Origin of the sequence: Methylobacterium nodulans ORS 2060, assembly GCF_000022085.1 — a bacterium.
Lineage (GTDB): Bacteria > Pseudomonadota > Alphaproteobacteria > Rhizobiales > Beijerinckiaceae > Methylobacterium > Methylobacterium nodulans.
The window spans coordinates 2,237,412-2,254,353 of the sequence record NC_011894.1 but is presented as its reverse complement, the minus strand read 5'-3'; the positions used below and the strand labels follow the sequence as shown (position 1 = coordinate 2,254,353).

Sequence of the window (16,942 nt, the reverse complement as noted above, 5' to 3'; positions counted from 1 at the left end):
CGCCGGCGGCGTCGAGAGGAAGCGGGTGACGGCAGGTCTCCTGGCTCGCGGCATTGCGAGAGGTGCCCGCCGCCTTCCCGGATCGCTCCAGTGGCCGATGGCGGGCCCGCGCCGCTCACAGTTGCGGGGGCAGCCGCGGCTTTCGGGGATCAGCCCCGTCCCGCGTTCCCTTTTCACCTCGTTGCCGAGGCACCGTCGCGGGAGACCGTAGCGGGTCGGGCCCGGGCTTGCAATCCGCGCGAGGGCGGCCGAAGGGGAGCACGGCTTGGATTTATGGAGGAGGGGCTTTTTGTGGCGGGTGAGGCGACGAGGGGGCCGCGGCTGACCCTGGTTCTCGGTGGCGCCCGCTCGGGCAAGAGCGCCTATGCGGAAAGCCTTGTCCAGGCGGAGCCGGCGCCCTGGATCTACGTCGCGACCGCGCAAGGCTACGACGATGAGATGCGGGCCCGCATCGCCGATCACCGGGCCCGCCGGCCCGCCGGCTGGGAGACGCGCGACGCCCCGCGCGACCTCGTCGGGGTGCTCGGTGCGACACCGCCCGGACGGCCTGTCCTCGTCGACTGCCTGACCCTGTGGCTCAGCAACGCCCTGCTGGACGAGGCCGATCTCGCCGCCAAGACCGGGGCTCTCGTCGCGGCCTGCACGCGCCATCCCGGGCCTCTGGTCCTGGTCTCGAACGAGGTCGGCTTCGGCATCGTGCCAGACAACGCGCTCGCCCGGCGCTTCCGCGACGAGGCCGGGCGCCTGCATCAACGGCTCGCCGCCATCGCCGACCGGGTCGTCCTGGTGGTGGCGGGCCTGCCGCTCGTGGTTAAGGGAGAATGAGGATGGACAGCGACGACGAGGCCGCCCGACACCGCGCCAAGATGATCAAGCGCAAGGCGGTTCAGGACGCGGAGGTGGCGGGCAAGACCATCGAGAAGGGCCTGCTCATCGTCCATACCGGGCCGGGCAAGGGGAAGTCCACGGCGGCCTTCGGGCTGATGCTGCGGGCGCTCGGCCGCGGCTGGCGCGTCGGCGTGGTGCAGTTCATCAAGGGCGCCTGGGAGACCGGCGAGCGCCTCGCCCTCGACCGGTTCGGCGATCAGGTGGCGTGGCACACGATGGGCGAGGGCTTCACCTGGGAGACCCAGGACCGGGCGCGGGACGTGGCGGCCGCCGAGGCCGCCTGGGCCCAGGCCCAGCGACTGATGCAGGACGGCAGCATCCGCCTGCTCATCCTCGACGAGCTCAACATCGCGCTTCGCTACGAGTACCTGCCCCTCGACGAGGTGGTGGCGGTGCTGCGCGAGCGGCGGCCCGACCTCCACGTGGTCGTCACGGGCCGCAATGCCAAGCCCGATCTCGTCGCGGCCGCCGATCTCGTAACCGAGATGGGCCAGGTCAAGCACCACTTCGCCGCGGGGGTGAAGGCGCAGGAGGGGATCGAGTTCTGATCCCCTCCCGGTGACGGCTCATACCACCGGTCATTTTCTTGTGACCGGTGGTTCCGTTCTCGAATTTTCGCCAAGCCGCAGGCTTGGTGTCGACAATTCGAGATGGCTCAACGGCCCGCTGCGTCAGCATCTGCTGCGTCAGCAGCCCGGGCCGTTGGTATCAAAGTCCGCTGAACTTGTAGTTGAACCCGGCCCGCACCAGGTTGCCCTCGGTGCGGAAGCGCGACGTGAAGGAGCCGGGCGAACCGGCGAGGCCGGTGTTGTTGATCAGCACGTTGCGGCTGCCGAGGTCGTAGTGGAGGTACTCGGCCTTGATCGTCACGGCGGCCGACTGGACGCCGATGAGGCTCAGGACGTTGAGCCTCGCGAGGAAGCTGTCGTCGGGGATCGCGTACTCGATGCCGCCGCCATAGGCGAAGCCGGTCCTGAAGTCGGTGATCTGGCCCGTATAGGCGACCACGCCGCCGGGGTTGAAGAAGGTGGCGCCGGTCGTCACGTCGCCATACGCAAGACCACCGAGGCCGTAGACGAAGAAGCGGTCGAAAGCATAGCCGGCGCGCCCGACCAGCGTGCCGAGCCAGCCAAGGCCCTGCCGGTAGGCGCTCCCGAAGACCGGAACCGTCGGGCTCAGATAGCCCCGGTTCTTCTCCAGGTCGGTCCAGGCCCAGTCGGCCTGGACGCCGACGACGACGCCGCTGCCCGGCGTGAACTGGTAGTTGTAGCCGAAGCCGCCGCCGATATTGGCGAAGCCGTCGACCTCGGTGAAGATCCTCGGCGCCCGGACGAGGCCCGCGACGGCGGCCGCATTGACCGCCGTGTTGCCGACCGTGGTGATGCGCGTGCGATCGGTGAAGACGTAGTCGGTATGGAGGCCCGCATAGAAGCCCGTCCAGGTGAAGACCGGGACCGGCGTGAAGACCGGCGGCGGCGGCTCGCGGCGGGGCAGATCGGCCGCGCTAGCCGCGCCGGCGAGGAGCGCCGTGGCGGCGCCGGTCAGGAGAACAGTCTTGAACATCGGCGCACGTCCGGGTTGATTGCACGGATAAGTGCGACATTAGCGCGAAGCGTGGCCGTCACCTATGGCCGGCGGGCCACACTCCCGGGCAAGTGGCGCGCTTCGTGGCGGAGGGCGGGTCTGCTGGAGGATGTCCAGGAGAAGTGGACACCATTTCTCCGTCCGGACATACGACATAGGGAAAGCCGAGCCGCCCCGGGGTCCCATGGGCGGGGCCCGCCTGCGCGCAAGCGCCTGCCCGGCGAGGGACGCGGATCCGCGAAAAAAACTGCCGATGACCGCCCGAACCCTGATGATCCAAGGCACCGGCTCGGATGTCGGCAAATCCCTGATCGTGGCCGGCCTTTCGCGAGCCTTCGCGCGGCGGGGCCTGCGAGTGCGACCCTTCAAGCCGCAGAACATGTCGAACAACGCCGCGGTGACGGCGGAGGGGGGCGAGATCGGGCGGGCGCAGGCCCTTCAGGCCCGGGCCGCTTGCGTGGCGCCCTCCGTCCACATGAATCCCGTTCTGCTCAAGCCGCAGAGCGAGACCGGGTCGCAGGTGGTGGTCCAGGGCCGCCGGGTCGGCACCGCGAAGGCGCGGGAATACCAGGCCTGGAAGCCGCGCCTGCTCTCGGCCGTGCTCGACAGCTTCGACCACCTGCGGGCGGAGGCCGACCTCGTCCTCGTCGAGGGGGCGGGCTCGGCCTCCGAGGTCAATCTGCGGGCCGGCGACATCGCCAATATGGGCTTTGCCCGCGCGAGCGGGACGCCCGTGGTGCTCCTCGGCGACATCGACCGCGGCGGCGTGATCGCGAGCCTCGTCGGCACGAAGGCGGTGCTCGATCCGGACGATGCCGCGATGATCCGCGGCTTCCTGGTCAATCGCTTCCGGGGCGATCCGAGCCTGTTCGCCGATGGCATGGCACTGATCGCGGCCCGCACCGGCTGGGCCGCCCTCGGGCTGATCCCGCATTTCCCCGAGGCCGCGCGGCTTCCCGCCGAGGACGTGCTCGGGCTGAAGGGCTCGGTGCGCCCGTCGGCGCGCCCGGGGGCCCGGGTGATCGCGGTGCCGGTGCTCCCCCGCATCGCCAATTTCGACGACCTCGATCCGTTGCGGGCGGAGCCGGGGGTGAGCGTCGTCCTGGTGGAGCCCGGGCGCCCGCTGCCGGCGGAGGCCGACCTCGTCCTCCTGCCGGGCTCCAAGACCACGATCGCGGACCTCATCGCCTTCCGGGCTGAAGGATGGGACATCGACCTCGCGGCGCATGTCCGGCGGGGCGGCCGGGTGCTCGGCCTCTGCGGCGGCTACCAGATGCTCGGCCGGCGGATCGAGGATCCGCACGGGATCGAGGGCGAGGTGCGGGCCGTGGACGGGCTCGGTCTCCTCGACGTCGTGACCGTGATGACGCCGGACAAGCGCCTCGCCGCCGTGACCGGCGCGAGCCTGCCCGACGAAACCCCCTTCTGCGGCTACGAGATGCATCTCGGCGAGACGCGGGGGCCCGACGCCGCGCGCCCGCTCCTGCGCTTCGCGGATGGTCGCCCGGACGGGGCGGTATCGGCGGATGGCCGGGTCTGCGGCACCTACGTCCACGGTCTCTTCGCGGATGACCGCCAGCGCGCCCTCTGGCTCGAGCGGCTCGGCACGTCCTCCGCGGGAGAGGCGTACGAGGCCGGGATCGACGCGGTTCTCGACCGCTTGGCCGAGCATCTCGAACGGCACGTCGCCTGCGATGCGCTCCTCGCCCTCGCGGCGGGGTGACAGGGCATGCGAATCGGTCGTGGGACGGCGAGGGACGGATGACACCGGCTGAATGAACGCCCCCTATGGCAGCCCCACCGGCCTTCAATCGACCCTGAGGTGCGTGGAAGCGGCTCCGCTCCTCATGCTGAGGCGTGAGCGAAGCGAGCCTCGAAGCACGGCTGACCGATGTTCCCAGCCACCCGGATCTTGGATGAACGTTCAGGGGTGCTTCGAGGCAGCCTGCGCGATCTTCGATCGCCAGTGCGATCTGCGATCGCCTGCACCTCAGCATGAGGAGCGGAGCCGCTTCCACCCACGTCAGTTTCGATCGAGGCATCTGTGGGGCCGCAGGGCCGCCTTTGAGGCTCGTCGTGCCGGCGGCAACGAGCAGAAGACCGTCGAACTTGAGGCCTTCCGGCGACAGCCGGCTTTCGGCTAAGTTGGGCTTCCCCGTCGACGGAAAGCTGCAGGCGACCCATGTCGCTCAAGCCCCCGGCCGGCGAGGCCGGGAAGGGCCGCCACAGCCTCGAATCCGGCCGCTAGGATCGGAGCACCCGTGACCCTCGCCGTGACCAGCCCGCTGCCTGAGAGCGCCCGCCGCGATGCGGGCCCCTGGTGGCGCGCGGTCATGCGGGCCGTCGCGCTCGTCCTCGTCCTGCTGCTCGCCCTCCCCGCCCCGGAACCCTCGGCTCGCGAGGCGCCAAGCCACGCGGCCATCCACCCGGCCCTCGTGGTCGAAGGCGCGAGCCCTGACGCGCCGAATCCCGGCCTCCTCGCCCATTGCGTCCACTGCGCCTGCCATCTTCAGGCCGTAGCGCCCGGGATGTGCCCCCTCGCCGGCAGGCCGCAGGCAGGCAGCATCGCCTACGCCCGGACCGACGACAGGGCTTACGCCCGCACCACCGCCCCGCCCCACAAGCCACCCCGCGCCTGACGCGCCATCGGGCCGGCCGAGCACCGGCCTGCCTAGAGGAGGCTGCCTTCGCGCAAGGGCCGCATCCTCCATCCTGGCTGTCGAGGCCCCCTGCAGGGGGTGGTGACCCCGACCGTCCGCGAACGGTCGCATGGGGATTTTTTGGGGATTTCACGATGTTCCGTTTCCTGTTGGCTCCTGCCGCGCTGGCGGCGGGCGTCGCCGTGGGCGCTCTCGTGCCCGACGTGTCGAGAGGTGTCCGATCACTCGTCGCGGCGACCGGCTTGTCCGCCCCCATGCCGTCCGGGCCGGATAACGGCGACGGTCATGGCCATGGCGACCAGGGCCATAGTGGTCATGGCCATGCTGGCCAAGGCCACGCGGGCCACGATCACGGCGGGTCCGGCGAAGGCGGGAAGGAAGGGCCCGAGGGGGCCATCCCGCTCACGCCCGAGCAGATCGCCGCCGCGAAGATCGAAGTGGCCCCGGTCGGCAAGGGCGTCCTGACGCGCACCCTCAGCGTGCCCGGCACGGTCGTGCCCGATGCCGACCGGGTCGCGCGCGTCGCCGCCAAGGTGGTCGGCACCGTAGCCGAACTCCGCAAGCGCATCGGCGACTCTGTCGCGAAGGGCGAGGTTCTGGCGGTGCTCGACAGCCGCGAGGTCGCCGACGCCAAGAACGATTTCATCGCCGCCGTGGTCGGCCTGGAGCTGCAGGAGACGCTGTTCGCGCGCGATCACGAGCTCTGGGACAAGCGCGTCTCGGCGGAGCAGCAATTCCTGCGCGCCCGCACCGCCCTGGTCGAGGCGCAGCTCAAGGTCGATCTCGCCCGCCAAAAACTCTCGGCACTCGGCGTCCCGGACGACGAGGTGACCGCACTCGCCATCAAGCCGGCCGCCAGGCCCGCAGCGGGCGAGGATGAGCACATGGCCGGCCTGCGCCGCATGCCGATCCTCGGGCTGCAGCGCTATGCCTTGCGGGCGCCGATCTCGGGCCGGGTGATCGAGCGGCGGGTCGATGCCGGCTCACCCGTGAACGGCGAGGGCCAGGAAAAAGAGATCTACACCATCGCCGACCTGTCGCGGGTCTGGGTCGAACTCGCGGTGCCGACCGGCGATCTCCCCGCCGTCAGGGAGGGCCAGTCCATCACCCTCGCGGAGGGTCCGGACGGAGCGCCCGCCTCGGGCAGGATCGTCTTCGTCAGCCCGATGCTGAACCAGGAGACCCGCTCGGCGAAGGTCGTTGCAGCGATCGACAACCCCGACCTCGCCTGGCGGCCCGGCTCCTACGCCACGGTGCGGGTCGCGGTCGCGGAGCAGCCGGTCGCGCTGCGCCTGCCGCGCAGCGCCCTGCAGAGCATCGGGGGCGAGCAGGTCGTCTTCGTGCGCACCGGGAGCGGCTTCGAGAAGCGCGAGGTCGTGCTCGGCAAGGGCGACGCGGAGGCGGTCGAGGTCGTGTTCGGGCTCGATGCCGGCGAGGCCGTCGCCACCGTGAACTCCTTCATCCTCAAGGCCGAGCTCGGCAAGGCCGAAGCCGAGCACGTGCACTGAGAGGCGCCGCCATGATCGCACGCATCCTCGCCTTCTCGGTGCAGCAGCGCTGGCTCGTCCTGCTGCTGTCGCTGCTCGCCGCGGCGCTCGGCCTCTCGTCCCTGACGCGCCTGCCCATCGACGCGGTTCCCGACATCACCAACAATCAGGTGCAGGTGAACACCGTGGTGCCGCAGCTCTCGCCCTTCGACGTCGAGAAGCAGGTCACCTACCCGGTCGAGACCGCGCTCGCCGGCATCCCGGGCCTCGACTACACGCGCTCGCTGTCGCGCAACGGCTTCTCGCAGGTCACCGCCGTGTTCAGCGAGGCAACCGACATCTATTTCGCGCGCCAGCAGGTCAACGAGCGCCTCGGGCAGGTCAAGGCCGACCTCCCGGCCGGGGCCGAGCTGCGCATGGGCCCGATCTCGACGGGTCTCGGCGAGATCACCATGTGGACATTGCGCTTCGCCCGGCCGGCAGCGGTCAGGGACGGGGAGCCGGGCTTCCAGTCGGACGGGAGCTATCTCACGCCGGAGGGCCAGCGCCTGAGACCGGGCTTCGAGCAGGCCGCCTACTTACGCACGGTGCAGGACTGGATCATCGGCCCGCAGCTGCGGACGGTGGCCGGAGTTGCCGGCGTCGACGTCATCGGCGGCTTCGAGAAGCAGTACCATGTCCAGCCCGACCCGGCGAAGCTGATCGGCTTCGGGCTCTCGTTCCGGGACCTCGCCGAGGCCATCGAGCAGAACAACCAGAATCGTGGCGCGGGCTATCTGGAGCGCAACGGCGAAGGCTATGTCGTGCGCTCGGCCGGGCGCATCGAGAGCATGGAGGAGATCGGCCGCATCGTGGTGGCGACCCGCGGCGGCGTGCCGGTCCGGGTCGCGGACGTCGCCGAGGTGCGCATCGGGCGCGAGCTGCGGACCGGCTCGGCGAGCGCGAACGGCGAGGAGGCGGTGGTCGGCACCGCGCTCATGCTGATCGGCGGCAACAGCCGCACCGTCGCGGCGGCGGTCGAGGCCCGCCTCAAGGAGATCGCCCGCGCCCTGCCGCCTCAGATCGAGGTCCGCACCGTCCTCAACCGCACCGTGCTGGTCGACGCCACCATCCGCACCGTGGCCAAGAACCTGCTGGAGGGGGCGGGCCTCGTCATCGCGGTGCTGTTCCTGCTCCTCGGCAACATCCGGGCGGCCGTCATCACGGCGCTGGTCATCCCAGTCGCCATGCTGATGACCATGACCGGCATGGTGCAGGGCCGGATCAGCGCCAACCTGATGTCGCTCGGCGCCCTCGATTTCGGCCTGATCGTCGACGGCGCCGTCATCATCGCCGAGAACTCGCTGCGTCACCTCGCCGAGCGGCAGCACGCCCTGGGACGGGTGCTCACCCGCGAGGAGCGGCTCGCGACGGTGCAGGTCTCCGCCGAGGAGATGATCAAGCCCTCCGTCTACGGGCAGGCCATCATCCTGCTCGTCTACGTGCCGCTCCTGACCTTCTCGGGTGTCGAGGGGAAGATGTTCGCGCCGATGGCGCTCACCGTCATCATCGCGCTCGTCTGCGCCTTCATCCTCTCGCTCACCTTCGTGCCGGCGCTCATCGCCATCGTCATCACCGGGCGGGTGCGGGAGACGGAGAACCCCGTCATCCGCGGCCTGAAGGCGGTCTACCGGCCGGTCCTCGCCGCGGCGTTGCGCTTTCCCCTGGCGGTGACAGGCCTGGCGGTGCTGCTGGTCCTGGCGAGCGGGCTCCTGTTCCTGCGGCTCGGTCAGGAGTTCATCCCGCAGCTCGACGAGAAGAACATCGCCATGCACGCGATGCGCATCCCCTCGACCGCGCTCGGCCAGTCGCAGGAGATGCAGCTCGCCGTCGAGAAGGTGGTCACTGCCTTCCCGCAGGTCGCCCTGGTGTTCAGCAAGACCGGCACGGCGGAGGTCGCCTCGGACCCGATGCCGCCGAACGTCTCGGACACCTTCATCATGCTCAAACCCCAGGCGGAGTGGCCCGACCCGAATCTGCCCAAGGAAGAGCTGATCGAGCAAATCCAGGCCGCCGTGAACAAGCTGCCGGGCCACAGCTACGAGTTCACCCAGCCGATCCAGATGCGCTTCAACGAGCTCCTGGCCGGCACCCGCGGCGACCTCGCCGTGAAGGTGTTCGGCGAGGATTTTTCCGGGCTGCTGCCGGCGGCCAACCGCATCGCCGGAATCCTGCGCGGCACGGAAGGGGCGCAGGACGTCAAGGTCGAGCAGGTCTCGGGCCTGCCGGTGCTGGAGATCAGGGTCGACAAGGCCGAGATCGCCCGGCTCGGCCTGAGCCACGCCGCCGTGCAGGACGTGATCGGGGCGGCCATCGGCGGGCGCGAGGCCGGAATGGTGTTCGAGGGCGACCGCCGCTTCGCCATCGTGGTCCGCCTGCCCGACCGGGTGCGCGACGACCTCGACGCGCTCAAGGCCCTGCCGGTGCCGCTGCCCGGCTCCGGCAAGGCGGTCTCAGTGCCGCAGCGGCAGGTCGCCTCGTTCCACATCTCGGAAGGGCCGAACCAGATCTCGCGCGAGAACGGCAAGCGCCGGATCGTCGTCACCGCCAATGTGCGCGGGCGCGACATCGCCTCGGTCGTGGCCGAGGCGCGCGGCAAGGTCGAGGCCGAGGTCAGGCTGCCGCCCGGCGCCTGGGTGACCTGGGGCGGCCAGTTCGAGAACCTGGCGGCGGCCCGCCAGCGCCTGATGGTGGTGGTGCCGGGCTGCTTCGTGCTGATCTTCCTGCTGCTCTATTCGGCGCTGGGCTCGCCGCGGGATGCCCTCCTGGTGTTCAGCGCTGTGCCGCTCGCGCTGACCGGCGGGATCGCCGCGCTCTGGCTGCGCGCCATGCCGTTCTCGGTGCCGGCCGCGGTCGGGTTCATCGCCCTTTCGGGCGTCGCGGTGCTGAACGGCCTCGTGATGCTGACCTTCATCAAGCACCTGATGCAGGGCGGGATGGAGAAGCGCGCGGCCATCATCGAGGGCGCCCTCACCCGCCTGCGGCCGGTGGCGATGACGACGCTCGTCGCCTCGCTCGGCTTCGTGCCGATGGCGCTTGCGACCGATACCGGTGCCGAGGTGCAGCGGCCGCTCGCCACCGTCGTCATCGGCGGGCTGATCAGCGCGACGCTGCTGACCCTGGTCGTGTTGCCGGCGCTCTACGCCCGATTCGGCACGGCGCAGGCCGCGCCCCATGTCTCCGAGGCGGATGCCTCGGGGCGCCCGGCCGACGCGCCCTTGCGGCAGGCGGCCGAATAGGGCTCTGCCGGAGCGCCGAGGCGCTCCGGCAGAGCCCCTCTCAGATCCATGCTTGTCCCGGGTTGATCATCATGCTCGTCGCCGTCCCGACCCTTCTCGTCCGGCAGCGGATCCGCCGCCTCCAGACGCCCCGCGCTTCGGGCGCAGGGCATCCGATGAACCGCAGGGCGGCCATGCGGCGGCGCCTGCTTCTCGCGCTCGCAGCCCTTCTCGCCACGGCGCCCGCGCAGGCCGACCATCATCTCCTGAAGCGTGCCCTGCAACAGGCGGGCTGCATCCCGCGCGCGACCACACAGGTCCTGCGCGACGGAGCGCGGGCGATCTACGACGTGACCTGCCTCGGTCCGGATCCCGACCGTGTGACGATCGTCTGCACCGGCCGCGTCTGCCTGCCCGACAACCCGGACCACCACGACCTCCTCGACGAGATCCCCTGATGCGGCCCCGATGGCAAAGCCATCGACCGGATGTCGGATGAGACTGTCGCCTCACCCGGCTTCCTCTCGCCCGGCCATCGCCCGCTCTCCCTGTCCCGGGCGCATGCGGCGCCAGCGGAATGCGACCCGGGATCCAGCACAAGACGTCGCGCAGCGACCGCTCGTCAGCCACGCTGGAGGCAACCGGAGCCGCTTTGCGGCGAGTCCTCGTGCTGGTTCCCGGATCTCCTTCCGCTGGCGCTGCAGACGTCCGGGAAAGCATCTGTGTTTGGCGTCAAGCCTGTTGGGGCTGATTTGGCGTCCAGAGGCGGTCCTGAGCGATGAGGCTGTTGGCCAGCACGGCGAGCTTGCGGGCCACGGCGATGATGGCGCACTTTGGCTTCTTGCCGTTGGCGATCAGGCGTTCGTGGAAGGCTTTCAGGCCGGCGTTGTGGCGGGCGGCCGAGAGCGCCGCGAGGTAGAGGACGCGGCGCACGGGCGGGCGGCCGCCCCAGATGACCCGCACGCCCTGGCGCGCGCCGGAATCGTCGGCGACCGGCGCCAGGCCCGCCAGCAGGCCGATCTGCCGGCTGCTGCAGGTGCCCAGCTCGGCCAGGCTGGCCACCAGGGTGGCCGCGATCGTGTCCCCGATCGAGGGGATCGAGACCAGGATGGCATGCCGCCGGGCCAGTCCGGGATCGGCCGCGATGAGCCGGCGGATCTCGCCGGCAAGGGCCTCGATGTCCGCGGCGATCCTGGCCAGACGGTCCCTGGAACTGGCGGATCAGGAACGGGCTTGCGGCCGCGGCCAGCTGGTTCTTGAGGGCGGTTTGTTCGGCCACGGCGCTGTCGCGGGCCGCGACCAGTTCCTGGAGCGCTTCGAGCGCGTCCGAGGCCGGCGGGCGCTGCGGGGGGGCCATCACCGCGGCAAACTGCGCCAGCACGCGGGCATCGAGCCGATCGGTCTTGGCCCAGATGCCTTGCGCCTTGGCGAACATGCGCACCCGAAACGGATCGACGACGGCGACCGGCAGGCCCGAGGCATGCAGGCTGCGGCGGGTCTGGCGGTGCCACTTGCCGGTGGCCTCGACCACGACCAGCCCCAGAGCAAAGCGCCCAAGCCAGCGCTTGAGCTGCCGGATGCCGACCTCGGTATTGGCGAACCGCTGGGCTTGGCCGGAGGGGAGGACGTGGACGTCGAGCCAGCTCTTGCTGACGTCGATCCCCACGCTAGACTTGCCCGCGGTCTCTTGTTTGGACACTTCCTTGCCTTGCATACGGGACTTGCTCCCCAGCATCTGTTCAGGACAAGAGCCAGAGGGCGGCCGGATCCTGCTTTCCCACGGTGCCAATCCTAGAGGGAGATCGATCCCGGCCGCCCGCGTCGCGGCCGGTGGCCACCGGCCGCGACGCACCTCACAGCTTGGTGCGCTGGTCGGCCCGTCAAACATGCAAGAGGGAGCGCGAAGGGGCGGAGTATCCAGAAGGGCAACGGGGCGTGCCCGGCATCAGGCCGAGGCGTCGACCGGCTGCGGCGGCTCGAGGCCGAGCAGGCCCGCGAGATCCCGGCCCGCATGCGGCTCCAGCAGGTCGGCCAGCGTGTAACGGTCGAGCACGGCGAAGAAGGCGGCAAGCGCCTCGCCCAGCACATTCCTCAGGCGGCAGGCGGGCGTGATGGCGCAGGACCCGCCCGCGAAGCACTGGACGAGCGCGAGATCCTCCTCCGTCGCGCGCACGACCTCCCCGATGCGGATTTCCGCCGCAGCCTTGCCCAGCCGCAGGCCGCCGCCCCTCCCCCGCGTCGTGCGGACCAGCCCCAGCCGCCCGAGCTGGTGCACGACCTTCACGAGGTGGTTCTCCGAGATGCCGTAGGCCCGGGCGACCTCGGCGATGGAACTCTGCCGCGGCTCGGCGGTGCCCAGATAGATCAGCGTGCGCAGGGCGTAGTCCGTGAAGCAGGTGAGCCGCATGTCAACTCCGTAGCATCCCTTAAGATATATGCCGATTGCACCTTTTGGAAGGCCAGATTAGACGGTCCGCCGTCGAAACACCTTTAAGAGGTACCCATGCCCGCTCCGCTCAGCCCCAGCACCATCGCCCTCGTGAAGGCCACCGTCCCGGCGCTCGAGGCACACGGGCTCGACATCACCCTGCGCATGTACGAGCGCCTCTTCCAGAACGCGGACATCCGGGACCTCTTCAACCAGTCGCATCATGGCGAGACCGGCTCGCAGCCCAAGGCGCTCGCCCAGGCCGTGCTGGCCTATGCGCGCAACATCGACAATCTCGGCGTGCTCGGGGGGGCGGTGGAGCGCATCGCGCAGAAGCACGTGGCCCTGAACATCCTGCCGGAGCACTACCCTTTCGTGGCCGATGCGCTGCTCGGGGCGATCGGGGACGTGCTCGGCGAGGCGGCGACGCCCGAGATCTGCGCCGCCTGGGGCGAGGCCTACTGGTTCCTGGCCGAGCTGCTGATCGGGCGGGAAGCGGCGATCTACCGTGAGCTGGCGGCCAAGCCCGGCGGCTGGAACGGCTGGCGCGACTTCGTCGTCGAGAGCGTCACGCCCGAGAGCGCGGTGATCACGTCCTTCGTCCTCGTGCCGGCCGATGGCGGCCCCGTCCTGCGCCACGAGCCGGGCCAGTATCTGGGCTTCCTGTTCGATCTCCCCGGGCACGGGGTGCTGAAGCGCAACTACTCGATCTCCTGCGCGCCGAACGACCGGGCCTACCGCATCACCGTCAAGCGGGAGACCAGCCCGGGCGTGCCGGCCGGCATCGTCTCGAACTGGCTGCACGACCATGCGGTGCCTGGCACGGTCCTGAAGGCGGCGCCCCCGGCCGGCGACTTCTTCCTCGACCGGACGACGGATACGCCGGTCGTGCTGGTGAGCGGCGGCGTTGGGCTCACGCCCGTGATGAGCATGCTGGAGACCATCACGGCGAAGGCGCCCGAACGCCCGATCTGGTACGTTCACGGCGCCCTGAACGGGCGGGTGCACGCGATGCGCGGCAACGTCTCCGCTCTGGCTGCGGGCAATCCCAACCTGCGATCGCAGATCTTCTACGCCGAGCCGGACGCGCAGGACCGGCAGGGCGAGCACTACCACGAGGAAGGTCTCATCACGGCGGACTGGCTCGTCGCGAACACGCCTCACGCGGACGCGACCTACTATCTGTGCGGCCCGAAGCCGTTCCTGGCCTCCCTCGTCAACGGGCTGCGGCGCAAGGGCGTGTCGGACGAGCGCGTGCGGTTCGAGTTCTTCGGGCCCGCGGACGAGCTGCAGGACGAGGGCGAGCAGCTCGCTGCCTGACGCCAGACGCGCCGTCCCGCCCCGGGACGGCGCCAACCCCGGAGACCGCATGAACCTGTCCCGTCTCGTCGCCGACGCCATCCTGGCCGCCTCGGCGGACGCCGTGGTCGCCTCCGACAGCGACGGCATCATCCGCCTCTGGAACCCGGGTGCGGAGCGCATCTTCGGCTTCTCGGCAGCGGAGGCGGTCGGGCAATCGCTCGACATCATCACGCCCGAACGCCTGAGAGCCCGCCATTGGGAGGGCTACCGGCGCACGATGGCGACCGGGGAGAGCCGCTACGGCGAGGGAGCGCTCCTGTCGGTTCCAGCCCTCCACAAGGATGGGCGTCAGCTCTCCGTGGAATTCACCATCGTGCCACTCAAGGATGAGGACGGCCGGATGACCGGGATCGTCGCGGTGATGCGCGATGCCACGGTGCGCTTCGCCGAGATCAAGGCGCTCCGGGCTCAGGTCGCACAGCTCTCCCGCTGAGGGCCGGTGCCCGTCGCGCCGGGGGGCAGCCCGCGTTGCCGTGGTCCCCTTCCGTCAGAGGACACTCGCGCAAGCGCATCAGTCGGGCGCGCGGCGATGCCTGCGACCATCGCGCTGCCGGGTCCCGGCCTGCGGGAGGATGACCGGGTCGGGGCGCCTCGCTGCCGGCGGCCTCGTCGTCCTTCCGGCCCGGCGCGGCCCTGCTTCGGGCTCCGGCGGCCCCGCGGGACGGCTCGGGCGGTCCTCCATCCGCTCTGCCGCATCCTCGGCGAGGTCGAGGTCGATGAGCGGATCGGGCATCGCCATTTCGGCGAGCCGGTCTCGATCCAGGATCCCGATGGTCTGGCCGTCGACCCTGATCGCGGCCCCTTCCAGGCTCGCGAGCGCGCGGGAGAACGACTCCCTGGTCATCCCGAGCTCCGATGCGATCACGTTCTTCTCGTAGGGGAGGAGGACGCGCCCCGGCGTCCCCTGTCGCTCCGACAGGGTGAGCAGATAGCACCCCACGCGCTGCACCGACGACCTGAGCTTCAGGTTCTTGGTCTGCCGGACCATCCGGCGGAACTGGCGCGACAACGTCCCGATCACGGCCTGCGCGAGGGCGGCATCCGTAGCGACGGCATCACGGAAGGTCTCGGCCTGGATCAGGAGGAAGCGCGAGGCCTCCGGCACGCGCGCCTGCATCAGGTAGGGCGACGCGGACATCACGGCTGCCGGGATGAGGAGGTCGGGCGCGCGGACGACCTCGATCAGGACCTCCCGCCCCTCGTTGGACCGGCCGAACAGGTGGACGGTTCCGGACAGCAGGACGAACTGGAAGTTCGGCACCTCACCCTGGTCGAACAGCACCGTGCCGGGTCCCACGCGATGCTCGACGGAGTGCCGGAGCAGGATAGTCCGGCAAGCGGCCGAGAGCCCCCGGAACAGCGGAAGTTCCTCCTGCGACGGGTCCGCGTGCATGTCTGGTCCAGGTCCCCGCGATCGGAGGCCGATTCGGCCTCTGGATAAGGAAGACAGGATGTTGATCGACGGTGCGCCTGTCGTTGAGCTGGATCAAGGCCGGTTGCCGGGCAAGTCCCCGTCTCGCGCGCGCCCGGCGACGACCGCCTCCCGCAGCAGCCCGACGCCCCCGCGCCGGCCTGCGATCTCCTAACCGTCGAGGATCCCTGGAGCCTGCTCTCGGCCTGGATGGCGGAGGCCGAGCGCTCGGAGCCCGGTTGCCCGAACGCCCGGCATCATCGTTCGGGGCAACCGGGCGGTTTGAGCATCGGCGAGCAACTCCGGGATTTCACTGAGGATGATCACAGGATTTGCATGCGGCTGTCCTGTGGTTGACTCCACTCAAGATCGGCCTTGATCTGCATCAATTACGGCAAGTGCAGGCTCGGCAAGCTGCCGGTCCGGGCGGGAGAACCGCCCGAGAGGCCTTGCCATGCACGAAACAGCCACCCCCGCGAGCCGCGACCAGGGCCGCGCCCTTTGGCTTTCGACGCTCGCGTTCACGATCTGCTTCGCAGCCTGGACGATCTTCTCGATCATCGGGGTGCAGATAAAGAAGGACCTCGGCCTGAGCGACGCCCAGTTCGGGCTGCTCGTCGGGACGCCGATCCTGACGGGTTCGCTCATCCGTCTCATCCTCGGCATCTGGGCCGACCAGTATGGCGGGCGCGTCGTCACCGTGGCGGTGATGCTGCTCGCCGCGCTCGCCACCTATCTCCTCACCTATGCCTACGACTACCCGACCTTCCTGCTCGCCGCCCTCGGCGTCGGCCTGGCTGGCGGCGTCTTCTCGGTCGGGGTCGCCTACGTCTCCAAGTGGTTCCCGAAGGAGAAGCAGGGCACCGCGCTCGGCATCTTCGGCGCGGGCAATATCGGCGCGGCGGTCACGAAGTTCCTGGCGCCCCTCGTCATGGTCGCCCTCGGCTGGAAGGCAGTGGCGCAGATCTGGGCGCTCGGCCTCGTCGTCATGGCGCTCGTCTTCTACCTCGGCACCAAGGACGACCCGGACCTCGCCGCCCGCCGCCGCGTCGGCCTGAAGCCCGAGCCGCTCTCGGCCATGCTGGCGCCGCTCGCCAACCTGCAGGTCTGGCGCTTCTCGCTCTACTACTTCTTCGTGTTCGGCGGCTTCGTGGCGCTCGCGCTCTGGCTGCCCCGCTACTACACGGGCGTCTACGGGCTCGACATCGTCACCGCCGGCTGGCTGGCCGCCGCCTACTCGATCCCGGGCTCGCTCTTCCGCGTCCTCGGCGGCAGCCTGTCCGACCGCTACGGCGCCCGGAAGGTCATGTACTGGACCTTCCTCGGCTCCTGCGCCTGCACCTTCCTGCTGTCCTACCCAGCCACCCACTACGTGGTCAGCGGCATCCGGGGCCCGATCAGCTTCGACCTCGCGCTCGGCCCGGTGGCGTTCACGGCCCTGACCTTCGGCCTCGGCTTCTTCATGAGCCTCGGCAAGGCGGCCGTGTTCAAGCACATCCCCGTCTACTACCCGGACCGGGTCGGCGCGGTCGGCGGCGTGGTCGGCCTGATCGGCGGTCTCGGCGGTTTCGTCCTGCCCATCGCCTTCGGGTTCATGAACGACCTCGTGGGCGTCTGGACCTCCTGCTTCATGCTCCTGTTCGTGGTGGTCGCGGGCAGCACCGCATGGATGCACGCCGCCGTCCGCGCCATGGAGAAGCGCGCGCATCCCGAATTGCGGCAGCCGAAGGACCTCCCCGAACTCGAGGCCCTGCGCGCGGAGGTCGAGCGTCTCCGAGCGCTGCGCGGGCGCCCTCCCGTTCCCGCCTCGCCCCTGACCGGCGTCCCGGCCGAGTGACCGACCCCTCCCGGCCGATCGCGACCCG

The 16,942-nt window shown here is 70.2% G+C and carries 12 protein-coding genes, 2 pseudogenes and 1 riboswitch; of the genes and pseudogenes, 10 read left to right on the top strand and 4 right to left on the bottom strand.

The features are described from left to right. Window positions 1–13 precede the first annotated feature (13 nt). A riboswitch (cobalamin riboswitch) is annotated at window positions 14–212 on the bottom strand. 79 nt (window positions 213–291) lie between these two features. Further along, on the top strand, window positions 292–825 hold the full coding sequence (cobU, locus tag MNOD_RS10345) for a bifunctional adenosylcobinamide kinase/adenosylcobinamide-phosphate guanylyltransferase (protein ID WP_015928813.1): 534 nt from the start codon (window positions 292–294) through the stop codon (window positions 823–825). A 2-nt stretch (window positions 826–827) separates the two neighbouring features. Further along, window positions 828–1,436: a cob(I)yrinic acid a,c-diamide adenosyltransferase gene (gene cobO / locus MNOD_RS10340; RefSeq protein ID WP_015928812.1), complete on the top strand. Its 609-nt coding sequence runs from the start codon at window positions 828–830 to the stop codon at window positions 1,434–1,436. Between the two features lie 160 nt (window positions 1,437–1,596). Here cobO and MNOD_RS10335 read toward each other — a convergent pair whose 3' ends face one another. Further along, window positions 1,597–2,451 carry an outer membrane protein gene (locus tag MNOD_RS10335; RefSeq protein ID WP_015928811.1) on the bottom strand — a complete coding sequence of 285 codons (855 nt, stop codon included), beginning with the start codon at window positions 2,449–2,451 and terminating at the stop codon, window positions 1,597–1,599. Window positions 2,452–2,743: 292 nt separating this feature from the next. Here MNOD_RS10335 and MNOD_RS10330 point away from each other — a divergent pair, with 292 nt between their 5' ends. From MNOD_RS10330 to MNOD_RS10310, 5 genes are all read left to right on the top strand, one after another. Beyond that, entirely contained in the window at window positions 2,744–4,195 is a 1,452-nt protein-coding gene (locus tag MNOD_RS10330; protein WP_043750819.1) for a cobyric acid synthase, read from the top strand. A gap of 538 nt (window positions 4,196–4,733) precedes the next feature. Beyond that, the gene (locus MNOD_RS10325; protein ID WP_015928809.1) at window positions 4,734–5,111 is read left to right on the top strand and encodes a hypothetical protein; all 378 of its coding nucleotides are present in this window, start codon (window positions 4,734–4,736) and stop codon (window positions 5,109–5,111) included. Between the two features lie 155 nt (window positions 5,112–5,266). Continuing rightward, window positions 5,267–6,640, top strand: coding sequence for an efflux RND transporter periplasmic adaptor subunit (locus MNOD_RS10320; protein ID WP_015928808.1), 1,374 nt, complete (start codon window positions 5,267–5,269; stop codon window positions 6,638–6,640). Between the two features lie 11 nt (window positions 6,641–6,651). After that, window positions 6,652–9,897, top strand: a complete 3,246-nt coding sequence (locus tag MNOD_RS10315) for an efflux RND transporter permease subunit (protein ID WP_015928807.1) — start codon at window positions 6,652–6,654, stop codon at window positions 9,895–9,897. A gap of 71 nt (window positions 9,898–9,968) precedes the next feature. Then, window positions 9,969–10,334, top strand: coding sequence for a hypothetical protein (locus MNOD_RS10310; RefSeq protein ID WP_244424699.1), 366 nt, complete (start codon window positions 9,969–9,971; stop codon window positions 10,332–10,334). Window positions 10,335–10,608: 274 nt separating this feature from the next. On the opposite strand, the pseudogene MNOD_RS10305 reads toward MNOD_RS10310, so the two are convergent. Together MNOD_RS10305 and MNOD_RS10300 are read right to left on the bottom strand one after the other, a co-directional pair. Continuing rightward, window positions 10,609–11,590: pseudogene (locus MNOD_RS10305) on the bottom strand (IS110-like element ISMno29 family transposase). A 231-nt stretch (window positions 11,591–11,821) separates the two neighbouring features. Continuing rightward, a complete protein-coding gene (locus MNOD_RS10300) occupies window positions 11,822–12,283 on the bottom strand; it encodes an Rrf2 family transcriptional regulator (RefSeq protein ID WP_015928805.1) in 462 nt (153 codons plus the stop codon). A 96-nt stretch (window positions 12,284–12,379) separates the two neighbouring features. Here MNOD_RS10300 and hmpA point away from each other — a divergent pair, with 96 nt between their 5' ends. Continuing rightward, complete coding sequence (hmpA, locus tag MNOD_RS10295; protein WP_015928804.1) at window positions 12,380–13,624, top strand: NO-inducible flavohemoprotein; 1,245 nt, start codon at window positions 12,380–12,382, stop codon at window positions 13,622–13,624. Window positions 13,625–13,673: 49 nt separating this feature from the next. Further along, window positions 13,674–14,099 carry a PAS domain-containing protein gene (locus tag MNOD_RS10290; RefSeq protein ID WP_015928803.1) on the top strand — a complete coding sequence of 142 codons (426 nt, stop codon included), beginning with the start codon at window positions 13,674–13,676 and terminating at the stop codon, window positions 14,097–14,099. Window positions 14,100–14,177: 78 nt separating this feature from the next. Here the strand turns inward: MNOD_RS10290 and MNOD_RS10285 are convergent, their stop codons facing one another. Then, the gene (locus tag MNOD_RS10285; protein WP_015928802.1) at window positions 14,178–15,059 is read right to left on the bottom strand and encodes a helix-turn-helix domain-containing protein; all 882 of its coding nucleotides are present in this window, start codon (window positions 15,057–15,059) and stop codon (window positions 14,178–14,180) included. 472 nt (window positions 15,060–15,531) lie between these two features. Here MNOD_RS10285 and MNOD_RS10280 point away from each other — a divergent pair. Further along, window positions 15,532–16,896: pseudogene (locus MNOD_RS10280) on the top strand (MFS transporter); the annotation flags it as partial. Window positions 16,897–16,942: the final 46 nt, after the last annotated feature.

Excerpts from the sequence above, each read along its gene's own strand:
- MNOD_RS10330 (WP_043750819.1), top strand. The coding sequence starts at position 2,744 with ATGATCCAAGGCACCGGCTCGGATGTCGGCAAATCCCTGATCGTGGCC.
- MNOD_RS10315 (WP_015928807.1), top strand. The coding sequence starts at position 6,652 with ATGATCGCACGCATCCTCGCCTTCTCGGTGCAGCAGCGCTGGCTCGTC.
- hmpA (WP_015928804.1), top strand. The coding sequence starts at position 12,380 with ATGCCCGCTCCGCTCAGCCCCAGCACCATCGCCCTCGTGAAGGCCACC.
- MNOD_RS10300 (WP_015928805.1), bottom strand. The coding sequence starts at position 12,283 with ATGCGGCTCACCTGCTTCACGGACTACGCCCTGCGCACGCTGATCTAT.
- MNOD_RS10285 (WP_015928802.1), bottom strand. The coding sequence starts at position 15,059 with ATGCACGCGGACCCGTCGCAGGAGGAACTTCCGCTGTTCCGGGGGCTC.
- MNOD_RS10290 (WP_015928803.1), top strand. The coding sequence starts at position 13,674 with ATGAACCTGTCCCGTCTCGTCGCCGACGCCATCCTGGCCGCCTCGGCG.
- cobO (WP_015928812.1), top strand. The coding sequence starts at position 828 with ATGGACAGCGACGACGAGGCCGCCCGACACCGCGCCAAGATGATCAAG.
- MNOD_RS10310 (WP_244424699.1), top strand. The coding sequence starts at position 9,969 with ATGCTCGTCGCCGTCCCGACCCTTCTCGTCCGGCAGCGGATCCGCCGC.
- MNOD_RS10335 (WP_015928811.1), bottom strand. The coding sequence starts at position 2,451 with ATGTTCAAGACTGTTCTCCTGACCGGCGCCGCCACGGCGCTCCTCGCC.
- MNOD_RS10320 (WP_015928808.1), top strand. The coding sequence starts at position 5,267 with ATGTTCCGTTTCCTGTTGGCTCCTGCCGCGCTGGCGGCGGGCGTCGCC.